This is a genomic window from Seonamhaeicola maritimus (assembly GCF_008056315.1).
Taxonomy (GTDB): Bacteria; Bacteroidota; Bacteroidia; order Flavobacteriales; family Flavobacteriaceae; genus Seonamhaeicola; species Seonamhaeicola maritimus.
This window is the reverse complement of record NZ_VRKQ01000008.1, coordinates 694,738-720,335: the sequence shown is the minus strand read 5'-3', so window position 1 is coordinate 720,335 and position 25,598 is coordinate 694,738. Positions and strand designations below refer to the sequence as shown.

Annotated in this window: 23 protein-coding genes; 1 reads left to right on the top strand and 22 read right to left on the bottom strand. The window is 30.9% G+C overall.

Features of this window, described 5'->3' with window-relative positions; translation table 11 throughout:
* The first annotated feature begins 278 nt into the window (after window positions 1-278).
* Window positions 279-584, top strand: coding sequence for a GIY-YIG nuclease family protein (locus FUA22_RS03030; protein WP_147766360.1), 306 nt, complete (start codon window positions 279-281; stop codon window positions 582-584).
* A gap of 980 nt (window positions 585-1,564) precedes the next feature.
* On the opposite strand, the gene FUA22_RS03025 is transcribed toward FUA22_RS03030, so the two are convergent.
* The 22 genes from FUA22_RS03025 to FUA22_RS02920 form a co-directional block, all read right to left on the bottom strand.
* Window positions 1,565-2,680 (bottom strand): glycosyltransferase family 4 protein, encoded by a 1,116-nt coding sequence (locus tag FUA22_RS03025; RefSeq protein WP_147766359.1) that lies wholly within the window; start codon window positions 2,678-2,680, stop codon window positions 1,565-1,567.
* Window positions 2,670-4,007, bottom strand: a complete 1,338-nt coding sequence (locus tag FUA22_RS03020; protein ID WP_147766358.1) for a glycosyltransferase family 2 protein — start codon at window positions 4,005-4,007, stop codon at window positions 2,670-2,672. Before FUA22_RS03020 ends, FUA22_RS03025 begins: the two co-directional genes overlap by 11 nt.
* Before the next feature lie 9 nt (window positions 4,008-4,016).
* On the bottom strand, window positions 4,017-4,847 hold the full coding sequence (locus FUA22_RS03015) for an FkbM family methyltransferase (protein ID WP_147766357.1): 831 nt from the start codon (window positions 4,845-4,847) through the stop codon (window positions 4,017-4,019).
* On the bottom strand, window positions 4,831-6,003 hold the full coding sequence (locus FUA22_RS03010; protein WP_147766356.1) for a glycosyltransferase family 4 protein: 1,173 nt from the start codon (window positions 6,001-6,003) through the stop codon (window positions 4,831-4,833). The genes FUA22_RS03015 and FUA22_RS03010 overlap by 17 nt, the downstream gene beginning before the upstream one ends.
* The gene (locus FUA22_RS03005; RefSeq protein ID WP_147766355.1) at window positions 6,000-7,100 is read right to left on the bottom strand and encodes a glycosyltransferase family 4 protein; all 1,101 of its coding nucleotides are present in this window, start codon (window positions 7,098-7,100) and stop codon (window positions 6,000-6,002) included. Before FUA22_RS03005 ends, FUA22_RS03010 begins: the two co-directional genes overlap by 4 nt.
* On the bottom strand, window positions 7,093-8,484 hold the full coding sequence (locus FUA22_RS03000; RefSeq protein ID WP_147766354.1) for an asparagine synthase-related protein: 1,392 nt from the start codon (window positions 8,482-8,484) through the stop codon (window positions 7,093-7,095). Before FUA22_RS03000 ends, FUA22_RS03005 begins: the two co-directional genes overlap by 8 nt.
* Before the next feature lie 175 nt (window positions 8,485-8,659).
* A complete protein-coding gene (locus tag FUA22_RS02995; protein WP_147766353.1) occupies window positions 8,660-9,844 on the bottom strand; it encodes a glycosyltransferase family 4 protein in 1,185 nt (394 codons plus the stop codon).
* 41 nt (window positions 9,845-9,885) lie between these two features.
* The gene (gene asnB / locus FUA22_RS02990; RefSeq protein WP_147766352.1) at window positions 9,886-11,739 is read right to left on the bottom strand and encodes an asparagine synthase (glutamine-hydrolyzing); all 1,854 of its coding nucleotides are present in this window, start codon (window positions 11,737-11,739) and stop codon (window positions 9,886-9,888) included.
* Between the two features lie 5 nt (window positions 11,740-11,744).
* Entirely contained in the window at window positions 11,745-12,497 is a 753-nt protein-coding gene (locus FUA22_RS02985; RefSeq protein WP_170309830.1) for a class I SAM-dependent methyltransferase, read from the bottom strand.
* A gap of 1 nt (window position 12,498) precedes the next feature.
* The gene (locus FUA22_RS02980) at window positions 12,499-14,475 is read right to left on the bottom strand and encodes a glycosyltransferase (protein ID WP_147766350.1); all 1,977 of its coding nucleotides are present in this window, start codon (window positions 14,473-14,475) and stop codon (window positions 12,499-12,501) included.
* Entirely contained in the window at window positions 14,468-15,496 is a 1,029-nt protein-coding gene (locus tag FUA22_RS02975) for a glycosyltransferase (RefSeq protein ID WP_147766349.1), read from the bottom strand. The genes FUA22_RS02980 and FUA22_RS02975 overlap by 8 nt, the downstream gene beginning before the upstream one ends.
* A 117-nt stretch (window positions 15,497-15,613) precedes the next feature.
* Entirely contained in the window at window positions 15,614-16,453 is an 840-nt protein-coding gene (locus tag FUA22_RS02970; protein WP_147766348.1) for a polysaccharide pyruvyl transferase family protein, read from the bottom strand.
* A complete protein-coding gene (locus FUA22_RS02965; RefSeq protein ID WP_147766347.1) occupies window positions 16,444-17,334 on the bottom strand; it encodes a hypothetical protein in 891 nt (296 codons plus the stop codon). Before FUA22_RS02965 ends, FUA22_RS02970 begins: the two co-directional genes overlap by 10 nt.
* Window positions 17,319-18,074 carry a putative nucleotide-diphospho-sugar transferase gene (locus tag FUA22_RS02960; protein WP_147766346.1) on the bottom strand — a complete coding sequence of 252 codons (756 nt, stop codon included), beginning with the start codon at window positions 18,072-18,074 and terminating at the stop codon, window positions 17,319-17,321. Before FUA22_RS02960 ends, FUA22_RS02965 begins: the two co-directional genes overlap by 16 nt.
* A gap of 13 nt (window positions 18,075-18,087) precedes the next feature.
* Window positions 18,088-18,936 carry an FkbM family methyltransferase gene (locus FUA22_RS02955; protein WP_147766345.1) on the bottom strand — a complete coding sequence of 283 codons (849 nt, stop codon included), beginning with the start codon at window positions 18,934-18,936 and terminating at the stop codon, window positions 18,088-18,090.
* A 26-nt stretch (window positions 18,937-18,962) separates the two neighbouring features.
* Window positions 18,963-19,877, bottom strand: coding sequence for a glycosyltransferase family 2 protein (locus FUA22_RS02950; protein WP_147766344.1), 915 nt, complete (start codon window positions 19,875-19,877; stop codon window positions 18,963-18,965).
* Window positions 19,867-20,748 (bottom strand): glycosyltransferase family 2 protein, encoded by an 882-nt coding sequence (locus FUA22_RS02945; RefSeq protein ID WP_147766343.1) that lies wholly within the window; start codon window positions 20,746-20,748, stop codon window positions 19,867-19,869. The genes FUA22_RS02950 and FUA22_RS02945 overlap by 11 nt, the downstream gene beginning before the upstream one ends.
* On the bottom strand, window positions 20,738-21,559 hold the full coding sequence (locus FUA22_RS02940) for a glycosyltransferase (RefSeq protein WP_170309829.1): 822 nt from the start codon (window positions 21,557-21,559) through the stop codon (window positions 20,738-20,740). Before FUA22_RS02940 ends, FUA22_RS02945 begins: the two co-directional genes overlap by 11 nt.
* Window positions 21,560-21,580: 21 nt before the next feature.
* Window positions 21,581-22,540 (bottom strand): glycosyltransferase family 2 protein, encoded by a 960-nt coding sequence (locus FUA22_RS02935; RefSeq protein WP_206667077.1) that lies wholly within the window; start codon window positions 22,538-22,540, stop codon window positions 21,581-21,583.
* A gap of 158 nt (window positions 22,541-22,698) precedes the next feature.
* Window positions 22,699-23,427 (bottom strand): class I SAM-dependent methyltransferase, encoded by a 729-nt coding sequence (locus FUA22_RS02930; protein WP_147766340.1) that lies wholly within the window; start codon window positions 23,425-23,427, stop codon window positions 22,699-22,701.
* Window positions 23,428-23,454: 27 nt separating this feature from the next.
* Entirely contained in the window at window positions 23,455-24,690 is a 1,236-nt protein-coding gene (locus tag FUA22_RS02925; protein WP_147766339.1) for a glycosyltransferase, read from the bottom strand.
* Entirely contained in the window at window positions 24,687-25,598 is a 912-nt protein-coding gene (locus FUA22_RS02920) for a glycosyltransferase (protein ID WP_147766338.1), read from the bottom strand. The genes FUA22_RS02925 and FUA22_RS02920 overlap by 4 nt, the downstream gene beginning before the upstream one ends.

The window sequence follows — 25,598 nt, the reverse complement described above, 5'->3', positions numbered from 1 at the left end:
TTTTTATTCAAGATATTGTTACGTCCCTACGCTCCTCACAATGACGATATGTTTGCTTTGAGTCGTCATTCTGAGTGAGGTACGAACGTAAGAATCTGTTAAATGTTATGATACTTTTAATACTAGGAGATTACCGTATCCAACTTTATTTCTCCCCACAATGATGAAAAGGCTTGTTTTTGAGGTTCTTCAGTCACTACCTTCTTTCTGAATGACAATGGACCGTTGTCATTCTGAGCAGAGCGAAGAATCTCACCTTTATTCTTACATTTACAATAATGAAAACAATAGGAACACATAACTACTATGTTTACATACTTACGAACAAGACCAAAACGGTACTATATACCGGAGTGACCAATAACCTAAAAGAAAGGTTATATTATCACAATAACCCTATTCCTTTTTCGAAATCATTTACGGCAAAATATAAATGTTTTCACCTAGTTTATTATGAGCATTTTTCTGAAATTCAAGCTGCCATTAAAAGAGAAAAAGAAATTAAAGGCTGGAGTCGTACTAAAAAGGAGAAACTGATAAATATATCAAATTCTGATTGGAAATTTATGAATGATTCCATTTAAGGATACCTTGTCAACCATAGAGATTCTTCAGTCACTGCCCTCCTTCTGAATGACACAGCCCTATATCATTCAAACCGGAGTAAAACGAAACGAAGAATCTCCTATATGAATAGCCTGATTTTGTATGCTCTTAAAACAAAGAGATTGTTAGGTCACTACGTTCCTCACAATGACGGTATGCTTGCTTTGAGTCGTCATTCTGAGTGAGGTACGAACGTAAGAATCTGTTAAATGTTTTGATACTTTTAATACTAAGAGATTACCATATCCAATTTTATTGTTCCCCACCATGATGTAGAGTCCGGTTTTTTAGATTCTTCAGTCACTACGTTCCTTCTGAATGACATAGGACAATTGTCATTCTGAGCGGAGTAAAACGAAGTGAAGAATCTCCTATTTGAATAGCCTGATTTTGTTTGGCCTGCTCTTAAAACAAAGAGATTGTTACGTCTCTACGTTCCTCACAATGACGGTATGTTTGCTTTGAGTCGTCATTCTGAATGAGGTACCAACGTAAGAATCTGTTAAATGTTTTGATACTTTTAATACTAGGAGATTACCATATCCAATTTTATTGTTTCCCCACAATTACTAAGGCTTGTTTTTGAGATTCTTCAGTCACTACGTTCCTTCTGAATGACATAGGACAATTGTCATTCTGAGCGGAGTAAAACGAAGTGAAGAATCTCCTATTTGAATAGCCTAATTTTGTTTGCTCTTAAAACAAAGAGATTGTTACCTCACTAAGCTCCTCACAATGACAGTAGGTTTGCTTTGAGTCGTCATTCTGAGTAAGGCACAAACCTAAGAATCTGTTAAATGTTTTGATACTTTAAATGCTAGAAGATTACCATATCCAATTTTATTGTTTCCTCACAATGACAAGGTTGGTTTTAGAGATTCTTCGGTCACTACGTTCCTTCTGAATGACATTGGACTTGTGACATTTTCTATTTGTGAGATATTAGAATTTTCAATATTTAATCGATACTTCTGATAAGGTCTATATATTGCTTTACTATATGCTCCCAACGGTGCTTATCCGCCCAAATAGATGCCTGTTTTGAAAAAGTTTGTTTATTATTTAAAATGGTCTCCACAGCATTTAAAAATGCCTTTGTATCATTCCCTTTTATAAGAAGCCCCGACTTTTTACTAAGTATGGCATCTTCAATACCACTGCCCATAGCTCCAATAGCAGGTACGCCTAAAGCATTAGCCTCAATGATAGCTATTCCAAACCCTTCCACGTCACCTGTTTTGGTCTCTCCACTTAGCATGACAAAAATATCAGAGCTCCCAACCAACTTCAACAAATCTTCTTGCGACACTTTTCCATGGAAAGTTATATGCTTTTGCACTCCTAAAATGTTGGCTTCTTGGATACAACTTTCCATCTCAGTTGGAATTCCCACACAGTGATAATGAACCTCAGGATACTTTTTTATTAACCGAGGTAAATGTCTAATCACATGTATCTGCCCTTTACGTTCCGTTACATTACCAACCGTAATAAGTTTTGGACTCCCCTTAATTTTTAATTCAGAACTATTTGTTTTATTCCACTTAGTAGCATCATAACCATTAGGGATGATCATCGTCTTTTTATGAAAAGGCCCTTTTAATAATGATTTGGTATATCCGGAAACAGCGATGATAGTTTTAAGGCGCCATAAGGCACCATTTATGGCGGCTTTTAATATAAGACTCTTAAAATTAACTTCTGTACCGTGAACAACGGCAAAATACTTTCGCCTATAAAACAAGCTAAATAAAGCAACGCTCCACAATGAAAACTTACCTGAAGCGAAAACAACCTGATGCCTTTTTAAAGCTTTATTTAACAGCATAAGGCGCTTCACGTACATTATTATTCTCAATTTACTGACCCAAACCCTTGAAACATTAAATGATAAAGCTTCATCAAAAATTCGTTCTTCATCGCCAGAACTGGATCTGGCATCTGCAATAACGGTAACTCCAAAATGATGTGCTTTAAGTTGATTTGCCAAATTATAGGCATGATTGCCAATACCTCCAGGTTGCGGTGGAAATTCAGATGTTACAATAAGAATCTGTTGTTTGTTAGAATCCATCTAAAGAATCAATTAAAGCGCCTTCCTTTATTTTAATACTTGACAAGCGCCATGATTTACCAATTTGAATTAAAACAAAAGGAAAAATAAAAACAGAAAAAATAACTCCTAAAACCAGCATACCTTTGTTTTTCTTAAAACGATAAGGCATTATGGAAAGGGGAACCAATCTTAACAAAGCTAATTTAGCATGGGTATTTCCAAAATAGCTTCTAAAATAATACAAAACACTTGGTATGGGCCTAGGTTGCCATAAATTTTTAGTTCTAAAAGCATCCCAACTCCCCATATCTCTAAGTCCGCCAGTGCCTACCTTTAAATGTAATCTTTTCGCATAGGGATTAGACACATTCTTAAAATGGTTCAAATAAGCACGCATACCAAATTCGCCATCACCCATACGTTGCTTTTCAAACTGTCTATCAAATAACCCTATTTGTTGAAAGACTGCTTTTTTAATCATGACGTTACCTGTATCTAATTGATCACTTATTCGAAAAAATGAATAATGCTCCGGAACCTTATCACCTACTTTAGAAATAGACACCCCTGAAGACAGGTCAACCTTAAAAAAATCAAGACATTTTAAATGATTGCGTATCCAATTGCTATCTACTCTAGAATCATCATCAAAAAAAAGCAAATAGTCTCCAGTACTATTTTTTATGGCCCAATTACGAGCTTGCCACAGTAAAGGCTCTTGCTGATATTGTACTTTTAAATCTAGATGGAAATTTTTATAAAATGTTTCTTGAAACGGCTGGGACTGATCAACCACAATCACCTCAAAATTCTTATAGTCTTGCTTCTCTAAATCTTTTAGTACATCTTTTAAATATTCATACCGATTAAGGGTTGGAATAATGACACTGACTTTTGGAACAGCTTCCAATAATGACGCTTTAAAATGCTGCCAATTCTTATAGGTAATTGGGCTTTTTAGAATTTGAGTGCGCTTTATATGTCTTGTTCTAGACCAAGCTATAATTTCTTTAAAAGGATTATGGAGGCTAAATAGCCTAATCATCAACACATAAAGTACCCAGGCCGTATTAAAATATTTTCTAATAAAATGATATTCATCTTCTAGAGGTAATACCTCAATAGTCTCAATGGTTTTAGCATGGCCTATATAACCCTTTTGAATCAATTGCCAAGAGGCGTCATATTGCTTCGATACTTCACTTGAAAACCTATCATCAAATGCCACATCTTTTAAAACGGTATCCGATAAAGCATTTACATCTGGAAATACTGAAGCCCCATTATAGTTCAATCTGATAAAATAATGTGTTGGCTGTAAATATTTTAATAGTTTAAATAACATGTAATAAAACTAATTTGGAATACAAAAAATATTAGGCGGCATAAACTCCCCCACAATATATTCATTTAAATCCATGTCCAGCACCTTGTAATTTCTTGATTTAAAAAATTCAATGATATCCTTATTTTCATTAGTTTCCACAATAAAAATAGGTCTATATTTTAGCAATGTTTTAGAACAACCTTTTAAAATATCTAACTCTATACCATCCACGTCAATTTTTATTAAATCGCATTTTTGTATAGCATTATCAAATAAATAAGTATCAACTGATGTCATTTGTACATATTCTGACTTGTTTGAGGCTTTTATATCAAGAACATTGGAAGTTGTATTGTTCAGATTTAATTTTACGATCTTTTTTTCACTTCCAACTGCGCAATTTTCTAAAGTAATCATAGTTTCTAAATGATTTTTAGATATTGACTTAGCGAACGCCTTAAAAACATTTTTATTAGGCTCAAAGGCAAAAATAGCACCTTCATTTACAGTTAAGGAATTAGCCCAAACTAAACTTAAAAAACCAAAATTAGCACCAATATCCAAAATAAATAAACTGGTTTCCTCTTTTTTTATTTTTGCACAAAGACGCATAGAGTTTTGTAATAGCTTCGTCTCAAAACCATGTGTTTTTGCCTTAGCGGCATCTTTAATTGAAGCAAAAAACAAAAATTGAATTTCCCTCTCTAAATACCTTCTACTTACAAGTGTCTTAACCACTCTAAACGCATTCTTATCTTTTATGAACCAATCAATAATGCGACTAGTTAAACCGAATTGTCTCAATTTAGTCTTGGTTGATTTAGGAAAAAAATTATAAAACTTAATTAATATGCTCATTATAAAAATTTAAAAAAGCTTCGGATTGCTTTTCTAGGGTAAAACTATTTTCTACTCGCTGGAAGGCATTATACCTAATTTCATATTTTTTATTAGCTGGTAATTTAACAACTTGATACATTCTGTCGGCAAGTAATTCTGGCCTTCTCTTTGGCACAATCCAACCTGTTTCTTCATGAATAATATTTTCATTCAGGCCGCCTCCATCTGACACAACACATAAAACACCACAAGCTTGTGCTTCTAAAACAGCATTACAAAAACCCTCTGAATAACTATATTGTAAATAAATATCGGCATCCTCAATTATGTAGAGGGTCTCTTCATGAGATTTTCTGCCTAATAATTCAACATCCCACTCTAGATTTAATTGACTGATAGCAAACTTTAAAGCCTCATATTCATCACCTTGTCCAATAATTATATATTTAAATTTTACATCTCTAGATTTAAGCATTCTAAGCGCCTCTAAAGTTTCCGATAAACCTTTTATCCAATGTAACCTTGCAACGGTGACAAATTTTAAAATAGCATGACTATCCCTTGGGGATGATTTCTTTTTAATTTTTACTGCTGGTGTAATAATATCGTAAGGTATTGTATCAGGAAGTCCTAAAACCAAGGCTTTATTCAATAGATATTTTGAAATACTATGCACTCTATCAACCTGCTTCCATAATATATCATAACAATGGGGGTGTTTCAATGGGTATAAATCCAAATCAAAACCTCTAAAACTAACTGCCATTTTAGCTCCTATTGCCTTAGCTACATGTTCACTATTCAAACTCAGGGTTGTAAATCCGAAATGCACCCAGTCTAAATCAGCCCTTAAAATATGTGCATTATTATATATGTTTTTTATAATACGGAACCAACTCCTATTAGCAGCCACCTCCAAATTAATAAATCTAATTATTCTTGACCAAAATGGTAGTATTTTAAAAAACATTACTAGAAAAGTAATAATCTGTAATGGAGGGTTTCTATTAAAAACTTTAGGAGCCTTTCTAACGTAACAAAGCGAAAAATCATTGGTTTTATCTTGAACAAATAGGGTCACATCAAAACCATGATTTTGAAGACCTTTTATTTTCGATATAAAAAAAGTTTCAGAATAGCTTGGTGTTTTTGATAATACAATACCTATATTCATTTGACTGTCGTTTTGTATAAAACTTCATGACTAAACATACTCTTGTTTAATGCAAATTTGGAAATGACATATCCCCTCATCTCCAAACCTTCTCTATTTCGTTCTAAATCCCCAAATATCTTCTTATCTTTTATTTTCAATGATAATGATTTGATATTTCCTGGTTCAATTAAATTGCCTCCAAATTCATGAAGTATATCTTTTATACCAGAAACGTTAGAACCTACTACAACTTTACCCATTGCCATAGCTTCCAAAGGAGCAATAGGCTGACCTTCCTTACGACCTTCATTTTTAGTGGGAATCACAAAAACATCAGACAAGGCTATATACGGACGTACATCATTCTGTTTACCAATAAATTGAACCCAATTACTCTCATATCTATTTTTCAAGTCCTTCCCATAGTTGTTGTTATAATCTCCAACAATCAACAATTTAATTGAATCATCCTTTAAGTTTTTCACAGCTTCAATTAAAACTTCAACTCCTTTAACAGGCACCAAATTAGCAACCGTAATCACTACAAAATCAGAAGGCTGAACACCTAATTCATTTTGTAATTTAATAGATTTTTTTTGTGGTTTGTAAAACTCAGTATCCACTCCTAATGGTATATACTCCACCTTATATTTCAGTTTTTGAAAAAACAGAGAAGACATATCTGTATTAATCGCAATTATTCTTTTACTTAATTTAGACCGCCATAACCACGATTTATTCCCCCATCCCATAGCTTTCTTTGTATAAACAAATGGAATACCAGCTAATCTAGCAGCTAATGGCTCAGTAAAATCAGAACTCCAATGCCATGAATGGATGATATCAAATTGATGCTTTTTAAAAAACATGCCAATCTTTAAAATCCTGAATGGCAAGGTTAAAAAAGGCCTATAGGGAGCAGCGAAGTTAAATATATGAATCTTAACATCTAACTTTTTTATGTTCTCAAAATAATCACCCCGATTATGAAAACAACAAATTTCGGGTTCAAACTTCTGTTTATCCAAACCTTTTACCAAGTCATAAACCACCTTACCACTACCAGCAGTATCAAAATTAGGAATGGTAAATAATATTTTTATGCGCTTATCCAATAGTACTATTTTGTTGATTAAACTTAGCTAAAACCAAAAGCATATTTATTGAGTGCGCATACCTCAAACTATCTCCTTGAATAAACTCGTTTAGATGCGTTTTCAATAAAGATTGAGATACCCAATTCTCTAAACCAGACTCCAAAATATATTTTTTCAAAAAGCGCTCATTGGCTTTTCCTAAAAACTGTAACTCCCAATTACGTTGTACATAAGGTTTTCCCGTTAAAGCTTTTATTTCTCTTTTTAATTTATTTATAATGCGATAAGGTAAATTGTATGGCTTCTTATTTAGATGATAATTATATAAATTAAATGGTCTTTGATCTTGCCATTCCATTTTTGCCAACTCAGGCATTCTTTTCTTTATATAAGCTATTTGCAATTGTCTGCCTTTTAAAAAAGACTCTGGAATAGTGCAGATAAACTGACACATTCTATCATCATAATAAGGTAAAGTAATGGGTTTATATTTACTAAATATTGACAAGTTAACTGATGTCCAACGCGGCGCCCAGTATTTAGATTTAAAGGCTCTTAACCTAGCATTGGAATTATCAATATCTATGGTATTTAATAATTCACTTATTCTACTTCTAAAGTAATCTTTAAAGTGCCCTTCCAGTTCCCATTCTTCCCAAAGCAATGATGCAAATTCCAATCCGCCTCGTTTTAATAGTCTTGATATTAAAACTTCTACTTGTTGATCATGAGATAAATCAGATAAATTCATAGAGTCAAACAGTACATCTCCCCAATGTCCTAAAGAAAAGACATCTCCCATCTCATTAAAGTTATTACAAATTGCCATTTGTCTTGGACTCGTAAAATCTGAATAACACCTATTAAGTTCTGTTAAATCTTCAATAACATTCCACAGGTAACCCCTATTAATTTTATAATCTTGGAATTTAAAATCACAAGCTTTTGCCACCTCTTTTGCCACCTTTGTTTCTGGGTAACCTCCTTTAAATTCATAACTATATGTAGAAACATCAGCCTGTAAGGTTTTTAAAGCAGCTGCCTGTGTTCTGCTATCTAAACCTCCTGATAATGGCAAAATCACTTTTTTACCGGTTGTTTGATCCTTAATAATATTTTCAAAAAGTCTTGAGAATTCTTCGAGAGCTTTTTCAAAACTTATATCTCTGGGGCGATAATGCCAATTAAAATAAGGCTTAGAATTTAAAACCTTATTACTTGAATCTAATGTATATTCCGTTGCTGGACGTAATACTTTGGTATCTTGGTAATAAGTATCTTGGTCTAAAAAAAAACCTATGGCGGTAAAAACACAAATGGCTTTTAAATCTAATTCATGAAGAGCATCTACCTTATAAAAGGTTTGTTTTGTTGGTATTATTGGGGTAGTTATAGTTTTCATTTAATACCCATGCAATATACAATTTTACGGCTATTCAAAACAAAGCAAAAAGCCTTATCTGCTTTTAAAAATTCAATAAAGAATCTTACTATCATTAATACATAGCACCTAAGAACTAGAAAAAGCTCATTCAAAATAATTAAAAGCGGAACCTTCATCCTATTAGAATAAACAACTAATTAGACTGAAGAACTTCTACATACAAATCCAAAAACTTTTTTATTGAATCCTCCGCATTAAAATAAGTCTTAACATATTCATGAGCTCTTTTGACAACCTCTTGTAGTTCTAATTCAGATGTTTTATTTAACTCTATAATAGCATCAGATAAAGCCTGCGGGCTTTTTAGGGGCACCAACCATCCAGTTTCTTTAGGTAAAACTACCTCAGCCATTCCTCCACAATTTGTGGATATAACAGGAATCCCTAATGCCATGGCCTCTAAAACCACATTGGCAATCCCCTCTTCTAAACTTGGCAACACCAAAGCATCAAACTCACGGTACTTATTAAATAATTCTGATTGTGAAAGTCCTTTTAAAATTGTTATATCTCTCTCCAAACCTAGCTGATTTATTTGAAAAAGTATATCTTCAGAAACTTGATTAGATGCTATTATGGTATAATGTATATTAATATGCTTCTTTTTAAGAACATCCACAGCATCCACCATATACTTGTACCCTTTTTTCCAATGAAAACGGCCCACAGAAAGCACTTTTATCTGCGTTGAATCTTTCTTTTTGTAAACCTTAAAAGCATTGAATACTTCTTTCTGAACTGGTGAGTGAATAACGGTCATTTTTTCTTCAGGCGCATTATATTTTTGGGCTTCAAGAGCAATAGCTTTTGATACCGCATGAAAAGCATCTATTTTAGGAAAGGTTTTTTTATATGATTGCGCTAAACTAGGGTCTGCTATGGGCGAGTAATTAATGTGGGCTCCTCTTAAACTTAAGATTAGTTTTACCCCAAGTTTATCTTTTAGAAAGCTCCACTGTTCAACATCTTTAGCCCATTGGATATGAAACACATCCGGTAAATGTAGAAGAACAGGAACAATTTTGTTTAAACGGTTATATTTCTCATACCAAGAATTAAGCTGTTTTAATTCTTCAAAAATCAGCTTGAATCTCATTGGACTCACAAATAATAATAAAAGCAAGCGATATAATGTTTGAATCCCCTTAACAATGGGTTTTTTAGAATTTGTATGTTGTTTAATACTGCTTAAACTATACAATACGCTCTCATTTCTTGTTCCAAATAATAGAACATTATGTTTTTCCGCCACCCCTTGAATTAGGCTCTCTATAAAAGTCGTGCTAGGAATAGATCCAGAATATATTGCTATTTTCAAATTAGTTTTTATAACATTAAAAATTCTACTTTCTTATTTGGCTAATTTAAATTATTCTGTATTAACCCTTCACACTGTGCCCATTTCTGCCATGCATAAATATGCCAAACACCCCAAGCAGCCTCATGCTTATTTGCATAAAAATCTTTCACATAATCTTTGATGGCATTGGTTTTAATTAACCCCGCTCCATAAAATGCGGTATCAAAAACCAAGGTCTTCACCTCCTTCTTTAAAGGGCCTTTTAACCACTTTTCCATGGGTACTGCAAACCCTTGTTTTTTATTATTTATACTTGAACTCGAATAAAAATCTAACATTAATAGCTTTAATGTTTTTTTTAAGTCATTGGATGATTGAAAGGTTTCTGGTAGTCTATTAAAGGTTTCTCTTACCACTTCTTTATCTAAAAATGGCACACGCACTTCTAAACTATTAGCCATACTCATACGATCTACCTTAACAAGCACACGCTGTAAATGACCAAAAAATTCATTTTCCCTTAATTTAAGGATCAAGTCTTTATTTGTATTAGCATGTTCAAAATTGTACAACTCCTTAAACTCGTTTGAAAACTCAGCATCCTTAAAAAATTCATTTAATTGGTTTTTAAATATATAAGCCTGTTTCCCTTGAACCCATTCTCCTATGGTTTTATAATGAAACGGACCCCATGTTTTGTTTAACTTTAGCTTACTAGCTAAACGGATTAAAGGTCGCCTAATTAGAATAGGTAGTTTAAACCAATGCCTATTTTTAACAATATCTAACATACGCGGATAGCCAAAGAATAATTCATCTCCACCGTCACCAGATAACATAACCGTATGATGCTCTTTAGCTTTTTTAGTTATCAAATATGTTGGTATACTAGAATAATCCCCGAAAGGTTCTCCAAAAAACATGAAATGTTTGTTAATTTCAGAAATTAAATCCGTTTCTTTTACCTGCTGGATTTCATGATTTATGCCCAACTCCTTAGCGTACAAACTTGCCTGTGCTCCTTCGTCTAGGGCATCATCCTTAACAGATAAGGTAAACGCTCTTAAATCTGGCTTTTTATTTTTAGCAAGTGCGGTAATTAGAGGGCTATCTATTCCGCCACTTAAAAAAGATGCTAAGGGCACATCGCTTACCAATTGCCTCTCTACGGCCTTCATTAAAGCTGCCTTTGTTTGGTTCTTTTCAAAACACTTTAACATCTCTTCTTTTGTAGCAATTTCTTTATTAAAACTAAAGCGTTCAACAGTTTCGTTATCCTTAATCACTATACACTCACCTGGTTTTACCTGAAAAATGTTTTTATATATAGTATTTGGTGCTTGCATGTAACCAAACGCAAAATATTCCTTAATTACATCTGCCCTAAGTTTTAAGCTATCTTTAAACCAAGGATGTTTAAACACTTGATTAAATTGTGAAGCAGCCACCAAACCATTGCTGGACATACCATAAAAAAGTGGTTTTATCCCTGCAAAATCTCTAGCTAGATAGAGTGTATTTGCTTGTACATCCATTACTGCTATGGCAAACATACCATTCAATGCATTTAAGGTATCCTTTACTCCAAGCAGGTCTAATAGATGTACTAAAACTTCGGTATCTGAGGTTGATTTTAGGTTTTTAAGTTTGTATTGAGTCTTTAACTCCTTATAATTATAGATTTCCCCATTAAAAACCACATGATATCTTTTTGAGGGGCTGTATTTTGGTTGGTTTCCATTTTCGGAAAGGTCTAAAACGGCTAATCTATTAAAACCTAACTGGTAGTGATCACAAGAAAATATTTCAGTACTATCTGGCCCCCGGTGTTTAGACAAGCCTAATAAATTAGTAAATATAGATTTACCAGTAATATTTGAATTAAATGAAAACTCGGTTAAGAAGCCACACATATACTTCAGGGTTTTTCAAAAATAGCTATTATGGTAGAAGAAAAATATTTTGAAGGGTATTTATGTACATATTTATTCAAAAAAAACTTAAATACCAATCGATGAATTTTAAAAATTATTTTTTGAATTAAGTTCAATTTTTGATGAACACTAAAAGGGAAGCCTCCAAAATAAGTAAGCTCTACAACCTTTAAGTTATTTCTTTGAGCAAAATCTTCAAACACACTTAAGGACATACACTTTAAATTATGTATTTTCAAGTTTTCATTATCTACTAGCTTTTTATAATATTTTATATATCCTTTCATATTAGGAATCATTAGCATCAATCTTCCTTTTTTGTTGAGATATGAATTGTGTAAATCCAATATATTATTGTATTCTTCAAAATGTTCTACAAAACCATTTGAGAAAACGTAATCATACCTTTTTTGAGGTTTATACAATGTAAAATCTTCTTGAATAATATTATATCGATTTACTTCCAATACCTCAAAAGATTTCTCTATTTGTTGTCTGTCTGAATTAAAATCTAGACAAGTAGGACAGACTTTAAACTTTGAAGCCAAATAGGATAAATAGCGCCCAGGAAAACCACCTATTTCAATAAGTGTCTTTCCAACAGAGCTCTTAGAGTCTATGAATATTTCCCAAAAGTCATCATAGAAAGAACAGACATTAATAATATGCTGTTTATTAGCGTGATTATCACTATAATAGTCTTCCCAATAGGACTGGGTTGTTAATTTCTTATTCAAATCAATTTTTGTTCCAATAAATAAAATCTTCTGTTTCTTCTGCTATGATATTCCAATTATACTTTTCCACAAGGCTTTTTTGATTAAAAACTATTTTATTCAAATACTCTTCATCCTTAATTAGCTTTTCTATATACTCAAGAGTTCCTTTTATATTATCAGTGCTAAAAACAGGTACTCCTGAACTTTCGGGAATATAATCTTTTACAGCGCCAACATCATTAATAATTAACGGGCATTTATAGACCATAGCCTCTAAAATAGCATTAGAAGCTGTACAATCTTTAAGTGACATTAAAAGTCCTTTTGACGTTTTATAATAGTAATATAAATCTTTATCAGACACATTGTGAGTCAATAATATAGCATTATTAAATTGCGCATATTGATTGGCGTACTCCTCAAACATAATAATTACAAAAGTAATCGTTGCCTTTTGAGAAAGCTTTTCCATTATTTCAATATTTCTCTTATGGTCTCTATGAGAAGTTCCTACTAACAAAATTTGATTTTGCCTTACTACAGGTTTAAAATCGTTTTCTTGATTGGTGTTAATGCCATGTGGAATAAACCTAATTTCGGCATTTGTATATAGTTTAAAAAAAGGTGTTTGATTTGGTCCCATAACAATAATTTTATCAAGAGCTCCCAATACCTTTTCTTTATTATAATTGAGTCTCCTTTCTAACTCATAAGTGGGATGATGAAAGGTTGCAACTAATGTGTTTTTACGAATATTAAATGGAAATTTTTTTATGTAGTGTAAAAAATAATAATCCATATCTCCGTAAAGCACATGTATTTTTTTACTTCTAAAAATATTAAAAAGAATAACCAATTCTTTTACTACAGTTTCTCCCCTATAGTTTAAAATATTCGTTTTGTTTTTTAATAACTGAACTAATTTATAGGGAAGCCTGAAACCTTTAGAAACAACCAAAGGAATTTTAAAATAATTAATAATACGCTGATAACCAGAATTCTTCCCGTGTCTTGCCCATTCTTTAGAAAGGACATAAAGCCTTTGTTTTTTAAAGGTTTGCTTCAAAAAATAATCTTTATTAATTGCCTTAAACACCAAAGCACCAAAAGAAAACTTTATAGATTTTATGAAAGATGCTGTGAAAATTATTTTCAGGAATTTTAAAACAATTAAATAGCTGCCACTTTTAATTAGATATTTAATATATTTTAAAGAATACATTCCTATAGCTTTAAAATACGTGTTAAAGGTCCTTTTATCTTCTTCAAATAAATAATTAAGTAATAACACTCTGGCATTTAAATAATTATTATATCTAAATACCAATACATTATCTCTCGTAATGGAATCATTTGAATTTCTAATATATAGTAATGGTTCTCTTATAAAAACGAAATCTTCTTGTTTAATATTTATAGCAGATAATATATGAAATAGCCATTCCTGACCTCCCTGTAGTTCAGTATCCCAAAATTCAACAGACACAGCACTTTTATCCCATAATAATGCACCTGTAGCCCATCTTGTTTTTTGAAGAATTAAAGATTGTGATGTATTTTTTTCACCCAAGTTTTTTGCCCATAAATCATTAGGAGAATCTCCAATAGTCGTATTAAAGAACTCTCCATTAGCAACACAAACTTTACCTTTGTCTTTTAACAATTTTTCTATTTGCAATTCCAATTTATCAAGTGCAAAAACATCATCACTATCTAACCAATTAATATATCTTCCACTACTTATTTTATAACCATACTGTCTGCAGGCATTAGCTCCTTTAGGATAATTACCAGGTCGTTTATAGAATTTTACTCTTTTATCTTTTAAGCTAAAGGAATTTACAATTTCTTCTGTATTATCTGTACTTCCATCATCAACAACAATACACTCCAAATTAGAATAAGTTTGAGCTAACACACTATTTAATGTCTCACTCAAAATATGTGCTCTATTATAAGTAGGAACTATAACAGATATTTGATTAGTTCTATTCATTTAAAAGTCTTGTAAAAAAGCTTTCATATCTTTTAGTAACATTATCTGGAATATGAAATTTATATTGTTGCGTGTAATCCAAGTTTTTATTACTACTTAACCCTTTTTCCAAAGCCTCAACAACAGAATTTATATTTTTAGGATTAAAAAGACAATGATATTTGTTAGATAATGCCTCTCCAATATTACCAATATTAGGACCAACCACCACTTTATTATAAGAAAGTCCCAAATAAACATTTCCGGAATTGAGTTGTTTTATACGCGGTATAAAAACAACATTAGCAGCAGAAAAATATAAAGGAATCTCATCCTGCTTTACAAAGTCATAAAAAAATTTGTATTTAGAGAATAGACTAAAGTAAAATTTTTTAAGCCATTTAAAAAAGGTTTTTAACCGCCATGAAGGTACCCAATCTAAAAAATAAGGCATTCTAGAAATCAATAATATTTTATTTTTAACTTTTAACTTATTAAAAGCTTTAAATATTAATTTATATTCTTTCTTGTCACGAATATTACCAAATACTAAAACTACTTTAGCATGTTCTGGTAAGTTTAACTTTTTTCTCGCTTCTAAAATATTAATACTTTTTTTGTATTTTAAATATAAAGGGTGAGGTATTATCTCATGAAGTTTACTCTTAGTTTCAGGATAATTACTTACCAACATTTTTTTGCTAAAATCCCCAAGATGAACAAAAGCATCACTATAAATAATAACAAGTTCGTAAAGTTTTTTTGAGTTTTTAAAGTTACGGCTATGCGCATTTTCATTATGCACTGTATATACAATTTTAGAGTATTTCTGCCATTTCTTTAAAGCCTCTTCAAAGTACTTCAATGCATCTTCAGATGGATCTTCCCACTTAAAAATGGCTTCAGGCCAATGTATATTAACAATACTGTATGTTTTATTATAGTCACTAATTTCTCCATACACAAAATCACCTTTAAAATAATACTCTATTTCATCAAGAAACCGATTACTATTTCTTCCGAAAGGAAAGAACACTTTCATACTTTTCTATTTAATTAAAGAACAAATTAGTTGATAATATGCTTTTTTTGATAAAACTAGTATTTACATTATAAATTAAAATAACTTCAAAAGCAATAGCCATATTTCAAACATTACTTATGTTAAAACTCTAGATTTTTTTAAAAATTCAACATCTGGAAAATAAAAATCTTTAAGCCCGATAGTTTTTGACAAAACAGTACTCTTATCTTTAATAAAATCAATTGAAAACACATTTTCCAAGGGATCTGGATAGTCTATACCAACAGATAAAAAATAGTCCTTATATTTAAAAATTGGTTCACTCGATTGTGGTTTGACGAATACACATTCTTTATTTAAAGCATGGGCAAAAATGATCCCATGAAGTGATGAGGTATAAACTATTTTTGCTTTTTGTATTTCTTTCCCAATTTTTTCAGGCTTATTATCAATATTAACAACTTTCAATCCTCTCGGATAATTCCCTTTATAAATCCAAAAATCTCTAAAATGAGGAATAAAAATCACATTTTTGTTAGTATTATCGGCAATTTTTAAGTTACACACTTCTTTAATTAAAAGACCAGGGTCTAGCTCGAATTTTAAATTAGATAAATCCGCTCCATATTTTTCAAAAAGTAATCTAGTCAAGGGACCTCTAACACCAAAAACTTTTGCTGAAGCTATAATATCCTGTTTATTAGACAAATCATTACCCTTCCACCCAATACCATTAACAATATCGCCATATTCTATAACTGACAATGTAGATCCTACTAATAAAAGTTTATCTCCTTTAGTCCTAACATTTTCTACCAATTGATTACCATACAAATACCTAATTAAATACTCATTGAATATATCTCCTGAATTACCATGCTTAAACACTTCCTTGGCAGGATTCCAAAGCCTATGCTTATAATATCTATATTGGGAAACTTTAAGCCTATTCCAGTAATAAGTTCTTAATGCCATATTTTATCTTTTGCCAAAGCAATTAAATTCCATTTTAGGTCATTTATGCCATAACCTAAAATAATTTTGTTGTTATTTTTGTTAAATATCCCAGAAAAATAAGTACATGAAATAAGATTATCATTGAACTTTTTTCTAGAACCAAATAAAGATTTTAAAGAATGAAACAAAAACAAATTACTGGCTTTTAATTTAGTGTTTTCTCCAAAATACAACGTAAATGGTCTCCCAATATATAATCTTTTTCTATTTCTAATTATTTTACGATGAGCTATAAATATATATTCATTCTTAAATTCTAAAAGAGGTGTACCAATACTACAATTATGGAAGAACGTTTTTTTATCAACAAAATATTTTTCAAAAATAACTTTATTATTATCTAAGAACTCACCTTTTAATATAGTAAGTGGAGTTATACCATACAAAGCATAAATACTATTCTCATTATAAAAAAACGCCCAATTTTTCTCTATGCCTATCCTGCTTGGATAAAAACACAAATAACTACTTATCAATTTTGCTTTACACAATTCAAAAATCCCCAATTTATTTTGTTCTTTTGAATAACCTGTGTTAAAAGTACCCCAAACAGAATTATTCATTATAAAAAGTTTTGGATCCGCAACCTTATCAATATCTAATTCTTTTTCAAGCTCTTCAGAAATATTAATTTCATAAATTCTTTCATTGTCAGAATACCAGCAGTAAACATAGGCCAATATTGCTTGTTCTACTTCACAATAAACACGCAAAGCTAAATAATTGATGTTTTCATGTTCAACAAAACTTGGGTTAAAAACATATTCATAATTAGACAGCTTCTTCTTTAATTGAATTGGCAAAAAATCTATGCTATATTTTTTTAACGATAAAACCATTTAATAAGTTTCTTTAATCTCCATTTCTTTAAACGAAAATTACTGTTCCGCATATGCAATTTATAATTTTCAAGCCACCCTAGTGGAACTAATGAAGCGTGCAAATTAAGTTTTTGTTGCGTCTTAATATAATTATACTTTTTAATCTTTGGGACACCTGTAAAATGTATTATTAGAGGTTTATGAATATCTTTCTCAAAGAGATTTTCATACCTACTATTAAAGGCTTTATAATCAAATAGTTTGTATTTTTTCATATAAATTTCTTGTGTAAGGAACAAATAAATAAAAATATCTTGATCCCCATTTGAAAAATATCCCAAATCTTTAGTCCACCAGCTTTTTACTTCGACAAGATTAACTTCTAATGCATCTTCCAAAAATCGTTTAGACTTCTTATTACATCTTAATATAAATTGCCCAGAGCTAAAGAATGTTTTAATTTTTTTAAAAGTTGGGCTTCGACATATTGACATGAAAACATTTTCATCAGGCAAGTATTGCATAATATCATTTTCAAAATCCAAGAAAAAGGCATCATCATCAATCCAAACTATATAATCAAAAAGATCAATATAACTTAAAATATAATGTATCTTATTTAAATATGGATTCTTTGCTTTTGTTGGATAATTACAATGTATATAGCTATACGAATACTTATCAGCATATAACTTATGATTAATAGTAGATTCAAATTGAGTTCCAGGGTATCTTCCAGATAATATACAAACTTTCATCACACTTTAAAAATTAAATAACTCTTCCCGTAAATACATCTCTTATCCTACGCTTCTTTTTAATTGTAAATAAATAATTTCGATGTTTACTAGGTTTTGAAAACCACCCAATTTTCCTTATTGAAAAATTATCTTCGTCGATATCATATATCCTATAAGCTTTCGGAAACAACTTTTTAACTTTCTTTAAGTTATTATAATTATTTATTTCTACTAAAACGTCAGGACTATGAACAGATAATATTTTCTGCATCCCAGCTAAAGTATTCAGTTCAGCATCTTCAACATCTATTTTTAACAACCTAACAACATGATTCTTGCTTATTTCACTATTAAAGTCATCAAGTTTAATAGCATCTATTCCTTGATTAAGGTTATTCATTTTCTTTTGAACTAAACTAGCAACCGAACTTATTATTCCTTCTTCTTGATAAAAAGAAAAAGTGGTTTCACCATTAAAATCTGTGCATGCTTTATTATGTCCAAAAACATTATTTAAATCATTTATTAAGCAATTTTTACGTAAACGTTCTAAGGTATTTGTTTGTATATCAAATGCAAATACCTTATTTTCTCTAGAATGTTTTGCAGCTATTATGGAATAAACACCTGTATAGCTCCCAATATCATAAATAACGCCACTTTTATTTAATTTCGAGAGATCATTCCATAAAACAAGACTTGTATATTCCCAACCCATAAAATTAGTCCAATACAGTTCCTTTACAACAGTGTCATCATTTTCATTATACATTTTAAAATTTTCAATTTCTTGAATTTTTATTTCAACTTCCCCATGCAAAGGGTTTTCTTTCCAAAATACTTTTTTCTGTTTTATATTCAAATTTGAATAATTCTTCACTTCTTTGTTATTTATAAGCTCAACTCTCAGTTTAAAAAATATTTTTTCTTACGCTCTAATATATACTTTAAAAAATAACTATCTAAATAACATATGGCATACCATATACCATAAACTATAATTCCCATTTTACTGCGGTGCCCCAGTTCTATCTTATGTTGTGTTTTTAGCGCTTTATTGTACAACTTCTTGTTAATTAGGTTTGGAAATTCTTTTTTAAAATCTTTTAACAGTTGTCTAGATGCCTTAAACTGTCCCCTTTTATTAGTAGTTACAGAATTACGGCTAATATACCTATTCATACGTACCAATACCTTTGGCAGTCCATATACCTGAGACTTTAAAGCAAAGCGTAATACATAATCCCAATCTACGTTAAAATTGTCGTAGGTGTTTTTAAATTGAAAACTATTTTGTTCATGTGTTTCTTTCCTAATCATCATGCAAGTATTAACCACCTTTAATTGATTTTGGTATAAGTAGGTAAACAAATCTTTGCCTTGCGGAAATTGTTTTTTGTACGCCAATATTCCAGGGAATAAATCTTGTCTATTTTCACTCTTAAACTCAGCTATTCCAGACACCAAGCCTACTTTAGGATGTTTCTTCATTAACTTCACTTGCCATTCTAGTCTTTGCGGCACGTAAACATCATCCTGTTCTGCCATGGCAAAAAATTCTGTATTGTTTGATGCCGCCTCAATTAAGGCATTTAAATTTTTGGCTAACCCCAGATTAACTGGATGTTCTATTATACGAATTCTAGAATCACCAAAGCTTTCTGCTATGACTTTAGAACCATCTGTTGTGCCATCTATACCCATCAAAATCTCAAAATGCTTATAGGTTTGCCCCATTAAACTTTCTATAGTAGCCTTTAAGGTATTCTCACCATTATAGACTGGTAACAAAACACTAACAAACGGGGCACTATCTGGCATTTGTTTTTTGTTTTAAAGATACCAATAGTTTAAAAAGTGGATGGTATAATTTTAATAGTTTTAATTTGTTTTTAGGGTGTAAGTGCCAAAACAAGTTTTTATAATAACTTTTATAAAGCAACACATGATCTGGTATGGCTTTGGCTTTGTTAGTGACACTGGCTTGGGCATCATGCAACCTAAAAGACACTAAAACTTCATTAACAAAACCAATGTTATATTTTTTCATTATCCGATACCAATACTCATAATCTAAGGTTTGTTGTAAGTCCTCATTAAAATAACCTACCTCACTAAAACAAGTACTTTTTAAAAGTACAGCCACCGGTTCTCCTATTTTGTTTTTTGGAGCGTTTAATAGGTTTTTATCTTTTAAATAGCTGCTGCCTTTCATAATACCTTGCTCAACTTTTAAAGATTGCCAGGTGGTATGTAAATTGCCATAAAACGCCATAAAATCTTTTATTTTAGGCGTTGTCTTACTATAAAGAAGATGGCGTTTACAATATACTAAACCCACATTAGGCTTTGAAAGCGCCATTTTCATCATTTTTGAAATACACTCAGGGTGCAAAAGGTCATCTTGAAACAAAAACTTAATATAATCGCCTTTGACCTGTTTAACACAGTGGTTCCAATTGGCGCCAATACCTTGTGGCTTATGATTATAAACACTAATAGGAATACTTGTCTTGTGTTTGTAAGCTTTAATAATATCTAAAGTAGCATCGGTAGAAGCATCGTCAGATACTACAACCTCAATATTTGGATAGGATTGTGAAATTGCAGAATCCAGCGCTTCCTCAAGAAAGGTTTCTCCATTATAAGTAGGGATACATATAGATACTAAAGGAGTTGTTTTATGACTCATCCTTGTAGAGCGGTTTATGTTTTATATTTACTAAGACTCCTTTACTATCAATATTCCATGATGCTGATTGATTAGCCGTATTAATATAATAGGCTTGCTCTTCAGTTAAATTATCAACATCTAAATACCATCCACCATGAATGGCCTGCATTGGGTAATCGGTTCGCCATGCCTTAGTAAAGTCTTTAAGTTTATATTGATAGCCTGGTCTATATAAGGCAAATGTGGTGTCTATTTCTGCCTTATAAGCTAAACTATTTATTTTTGTAGTCCAAAATTTAGATTCCCACTCTAGAACGTGTTTCTTGTTAGGGTTCGTGTCTGGAACATCATCTATTTTTAAGGAAAACCCTACTTTGGTGCATAACCAAGCCTTATCTAATAACTTGCGAAAATACTTCATAAAATCATCTGGACATTCATTTAAAGGAACTACATCGGCGTCTGTAACTGCATAATATCCTTTGCAATGGGTATTAAAAATTGTTGTGTTTTTCCAAAGTGCTAAATGACCATCATTTGTTTTCAATCTGTATAAAGTTACCTTATTTTCAATATTCTTAAAATACTCAAGTAATGGTTTATATGAAGAATTATTATCTACAATAATAATATTGGTGTACTCTTTATTTAATAAAAATGACACCAATTTTTCTAAATATAATAACTGATTAAAACTAATAATAATTATGGGAATGGATTTAAAATTAGCCATTTGATGCTTTACCACCGTATTTAAAAGCTGTTGCTTTTTGGTACGCATTTTATATTCCAAAAATGCGATTAGCTTTTTAAAGTTAGTTTTTGACATCTTATTTATCAAACCCATAGCTTATTTCTTATCATATAACGACACTCTACTTAAATAGCCATCACCTTTATTAAAAAAACACATAAAAACACAGCCCATAGCCAAATTAAAATGATCTTTTAAAAATAGTTCTGGACATTGCCTTAAGTTAGTCATCCAAATTATTTTTGCCCTTCTAAAATCTTTTTCTCTAACAAAACACTTAAAGAAAAATAAAAAATTTCTGTAAAGACTTATTTTCGCTTTTGAACTTAATTTTAATTTAAACCTATCATAAATTTTTCTTCTTGCTAAATAATAATTCCACATTCTATCATTTGACATTCCATCAGAAATTGAGTCTGAATGGCGTCTTACATAAACCAAAGGCTTTTCAACTATACCATAATTGGTGTAATCAAATAAAATTCTAGCAAATAACTCCCATTCCTGACCAGCCTGTAACTCCTCATCAAACATGTAATTATTTTCTACTATAAAACTTCTTTTAAAAAGAGGTGCTTGGGTTAACCAAACAATTTTTTTACTTAAAAAATCCTCAAATGGATTTTCAGATTTTAAGCTACAATATCTTAAATTAATGTTCTTTAAGTTATTATGAAACTCGTAAGATTGACAAACAGAAAATGGAAACTTATTACTTTCTAAGCTCTTGATTTGTTCTTTCAACTTTTCAGGATGCATTATATCATCACTATCAAACCAATTAATATAAACACCTTTACTAAACTCTAATCCATAATTTCTACAGGCGTTTGCCCCTTTTGGTCTATTGTCTGGTCTTTTATAAAACTGAATCCGTGATTCCTTTTCAGTATACCCTTTTACAATATTTTCACTATCATCAGAACTCCCATCATCAATAACCAAACATTCCCAATTTGTATAGGATTGTATAATAATTGAGTCTAAGGTTTCTCCTATAAGAGATGCTCTATTATAATTAGGGATGATTATGGAAACTAATGAGTTTATATTCAAAATAGGTAGCTTATAATTCACGAATATACAAAAGTATAATACTGAGCTTAAAGTATTTCATATAACTATCTGAAAATCATTTAAAACAAAATCTACTAATGCGAAAACCTCCTTTAAAGGCTGTTCCAAAATATTCATTGATTTAGCATTTTATATATCTATCTGATATTATTAACAACCAAGTTCGAAGGTTCATCATTATCTCCTTTATAAATGAATATTAAGTTGTGATAAAAATGCATGGATCTTATTTTTTGATCAAAATAACTAGGAGTATAATCAGGTATAATAAATTCTTTATGATTTAAACCATCGGCCAAACTTTTAAAAAAGGACATCATCGTTTTTGGATTATTTAAGTTCTCACTATCCCCTCCTTTATCTTTCCAATAAGAGGCTTGCGTATCTTCAATGACATAAATACCCCCATCCTTTAACTTTGGGAATAATATTTTAAATGTTTCAATAACATGTTCATTTATATGGCTACCATCATCAATAATCAGGTCCAATTCTCCTGTTTGCCTTAAAACCATATTTAAAAACATTTTATCAACTTGACTGCCTTTAAAAATTTTGATTCTAGATTCTTCTAAAGCTGATTTATCATGTATATCCAAGGAAAAGATTTTCCCATACCAAAAATACGATTTCCACATCCTTAAAGAATGTCCTCCATAATTTGGATGTTCGTAACCCCCAACCCCTATTTCAAGAAGCTTAATTTTTTTGAATTTATATGGTCTGAAATGCTTTTGATAATGAGGCAAGTAAAAATGCCCAACCGCCTTATCTGTATTAAACATTAAACCTAATTTAGCTAAATTGAAAGTATAGAACTTTTTTAAGAGGATATTAATTATTTTTAATAAGTGTTTTGTAATCATATCTATGACGTTCTGTACATTTTATATCTAAGCATTATTATAAATATTAATCAATTGTTCTCCTAAAACTTTAGAATCATAATTTTGTTTAACAAACGCTCTTCCTCGATTTCCCATTTGTATTATTTTTTCAGGATTTTCAAATAAAAACAATATTTTCTTCACAAACCCATCAATATCCCCTTCATGTATTACAAACCCTGTTTCTCCATCTAAAACACCTTCTTTCATACCTCCTACATCTGAAATTATTACAGGTATTTGCATAGCTTGGGCTTCTTGAATGACTAACCCCTGACCTTCACAACGTCCACTATCATCAACAATCCCAGGAAATAAAAATACATCAGCGGTATTCATTAGTTTCTTAACTTCTACTTGTGACTTACTTCCCAATAAATGAATATACTTCGCAAGATTATTCTGTTCAATGTATTTTTTGCACTGTAAAAAACAATCTCCCACACCAATAATATTGAAAATAATTCTTTTATCGGTTATTCCGATTAACTGCTCAACAATTTTAATTGATAAAAGAGGTGCTTTTAAATGTATTAACCTACCTACAAATAAAATATTAAATGAATCTTTTTTATGGTTATCTACTGGCTTAAAAAAGGACGTATCCAAACCAACTGGTAAAACATCTATCAGTTCATTTGGAAATCCTAATTTTATTACTTTTTGTTTGGTATAATTTGTATTAACCGTATATATAATATGACTTAGGTTTTGTAAGCCCATAAAATAGTCGGCTGAATAATTATGGGCATCATAACCATGAAACGTAACTATCACCTTACCTTTAAATCTTTTCAACTGCTCTAGAAGATGTACCGCATTATCAGCAAAATGCACATGCACCACATCAAAATGACGAACATTAAAGTAATATTTATAATAGACTTTAGAAAATTGTTGATTAACCCTTTCCATATTACCCGATGTTAGATATCTGGAACTTTTAAGTAATGGGAAAAACGCTTTTGTACCTAAGCTTCTTAAGAGAATTTTAAATTTATTTAAAAGACCTTTATTTTTTTTTAACAGCCCTTTTGGCGTAAACTTTGTTGTTGATTTTAAAAGTTCATATTTGGAAACTAACGGATTAATTACTGGGTTCTTATCAACCTCTCTCGTACAGAAAATGTCTACATGGTGACCTGTCTTTTTTAGAGCTCCTATTTGATTGACAATAAAAGTCTCTGAAACCGCAGGAAATCTTCCAACAATAAAAGCAATCTTAAGGCACTTCTTACTCATACCCTTAATATCCTTTTTATTATACGCATTAAATTTCGCAATAAGGTCAAAAATTTAGGTGACCTAAAAAACAACTTAAAACTTAAACAAAAAGCTCTTAAATAGTAGCCTTTCTTTAGATTAACATTAATAAAGTTTTGAAGAGACATTAAATGTCTCTGTTTTAAAAATCTATTGGTTTTATTATTTAAATAAATTTCCTGATGAGTACGGTAGCCAATAAAATAGCCTTGATATTCTGTTTGTGCTGAATATATACCTTTATCATGAATACGATATACAGCACTAACAAAGTTTAAACATTTTCCTTTTCCATTATTCAATAAATGGGTAATAACATGGGTGTCTTTTATATATTCATAGCGCATATACACCGAATAATCAAAATACCTATTCCTAAACACCAAAGTTTGATTGCCAAGATGCCAACCTTTTTGAAAAATTTGAAAATTAAAGTCAATGGAAGGCTCTTTATTGGTAAAATACTTAGCATTGTAATCTAATACAAACTCTTTTGTAACTTGATTGAGCGTTTTAAACCTCGTATAGCATAAGCTATACTCTTCATGTCCATCTAAAAAGTCTATCTGTTTTTGCAATTTATAGTCGTCCACCCAGTAATCGTCACCCTCACAAATAGCCATGTATTCTCCATTAGCCATGGAATGCACATATCTAAAATTTTTATGAATACCTAAGTTTTGCTCCTGATTAAAATATTTAATCTTAACATTACCATCATAGGCCTGAATTACCTGATTTATTACCTCATGACTATTATCTGTAGAACAATCATTACTTATAATTAATTCAAAGTCAAAATTTGTCTTTTGGCTTAAAACACCTTGTACAGCTTTTTTAACGTACGCTTGGTGGTTATATGTAATCATCAACACACTTACCTTCAT

Bases quoted from the DNA above. Each gene is read 5' to 3' on its own strand.
- FUA22_RS03030 (WP_147766360.1), top strand. From the start codon at position 279: ATGAAAACAATAGGAACACATAACTACTATGTTTACATACTTACGAAC.
- FUA22_RS03025 (WP_147766359.1), bottom strand. From the start codon at position 2,680: ATGGATTCTAACAAACAACAGATTCTTATTGTAACATCTGAATTTCCA.
- FUA22_RS03020 (WP_147766358.1), bottom strand. From the start codon at position 4,007: ATGTTATTTAAACTATTAAAATATTTACAGCCAACACATTATTTTATC.
- FUA22_RS03015 (WP_147766357.1), bottom strand. From the start codon at position 4,847: ATGAGCATATTAATTAAGTTTTATAATTTTTTTCCTAAATCAACCAAG.
- FUA22_RS03010 (WP_147766356.1), bottom strand. From the start codon at position 6,003: ATGAATATAGGTATTGTATTATCAAAAACACCAAGCTATTCTGAAACT.
- FUA22_RS03000 (WP_147766354.1), bottom strand. From the start codon at position 8,484: ATGAAAACTATAACTACCCCAATAATACCAACAAAACAAACCTTTTAT.
- asnB (WP_147766352.1), bottom strand. From the start codon at position 11,739: ATGTGTGGCTTCTTAACCGAGTTTTCATTTAATTCAAATATTACTGGT.
- FUA22_RS02980 (WP_147766350.1), bottom strand. From the start codon at position 14,475: ATGAATAGAACTAATCAAATATCTGTTATAGTTCCTACTTATAATAGA.
- FUA22_RS02975 (WP_147766349.1), bottom strand. From the start codon at position 15,496: ATGAAAGTGTTCTTTCCTTTCGGAAGAAATAGTAATCGGTTTCTTGAT.
- FUA22_RS02970 (WP_147766348.1), bottom strand. From the start codon at position 16,453: ATGGCATTAAGAACTTATTACTGGAATAGGCTTAAAGTTTCCCAATAT.
- FUA22_RS02965 (WP_147766347.1), bottom strand. From the start codon at position 17,334: ATGGTTTTATCGTTAAAAAAATATAGCATAGATTTTTTGCCAATTCAA.
- FUA22_RS02960 (WP_147766346.1), bottom strand. From the start codon at position 18,074: ATGAAAGTTTGTATATTATCTGGAAGATACCCTGGAACTCAATTTGAA.
- FUA22_RS02950 (WP_147766344.1), bottom strand. From the start codon at position 19,877: ATGCCAGATAGTGCCCCGTTTGTTAGTGTTTTGTTACCAGTCTATAAT.
- FUA22_RS02945 (WP_147766343.1), bottom strand. From the start codon at position 20,748: ATGAGTCATAAAACAACTCCTTTAGTATCTATATGTATCCCTACTTAT.
- FUA22_RS02940 (WP_170309829.1), bottom strand. From the start codon at position 21,559: ATGTCAAAAACTAACTTTAAAAAGCTAATCGCATTTTTGGAATATAAA.
- FUA22_RS02930 (WP_147766340.1), bottom strand. From the start codon at position 23,427: ATGATTACAAAACACTTATTAAAAATAATTAATATCCTCTTAAAAAAG.
- FUA22_RS02925 (WP_147766339.1), bottom strand. From the start codon at position 24,690: ATGAGTAAGAAGTGCCTTAAGATTGCTTTTATTGTTGGAAGATTTCCT.
- FUA22_RS02920 (WP_147766338.1), bottom strand. From the start codon at position 25,598: ATGAAGGTAAGTGTGTTGATGATTACATATAACCACCAAGCGTACGTT.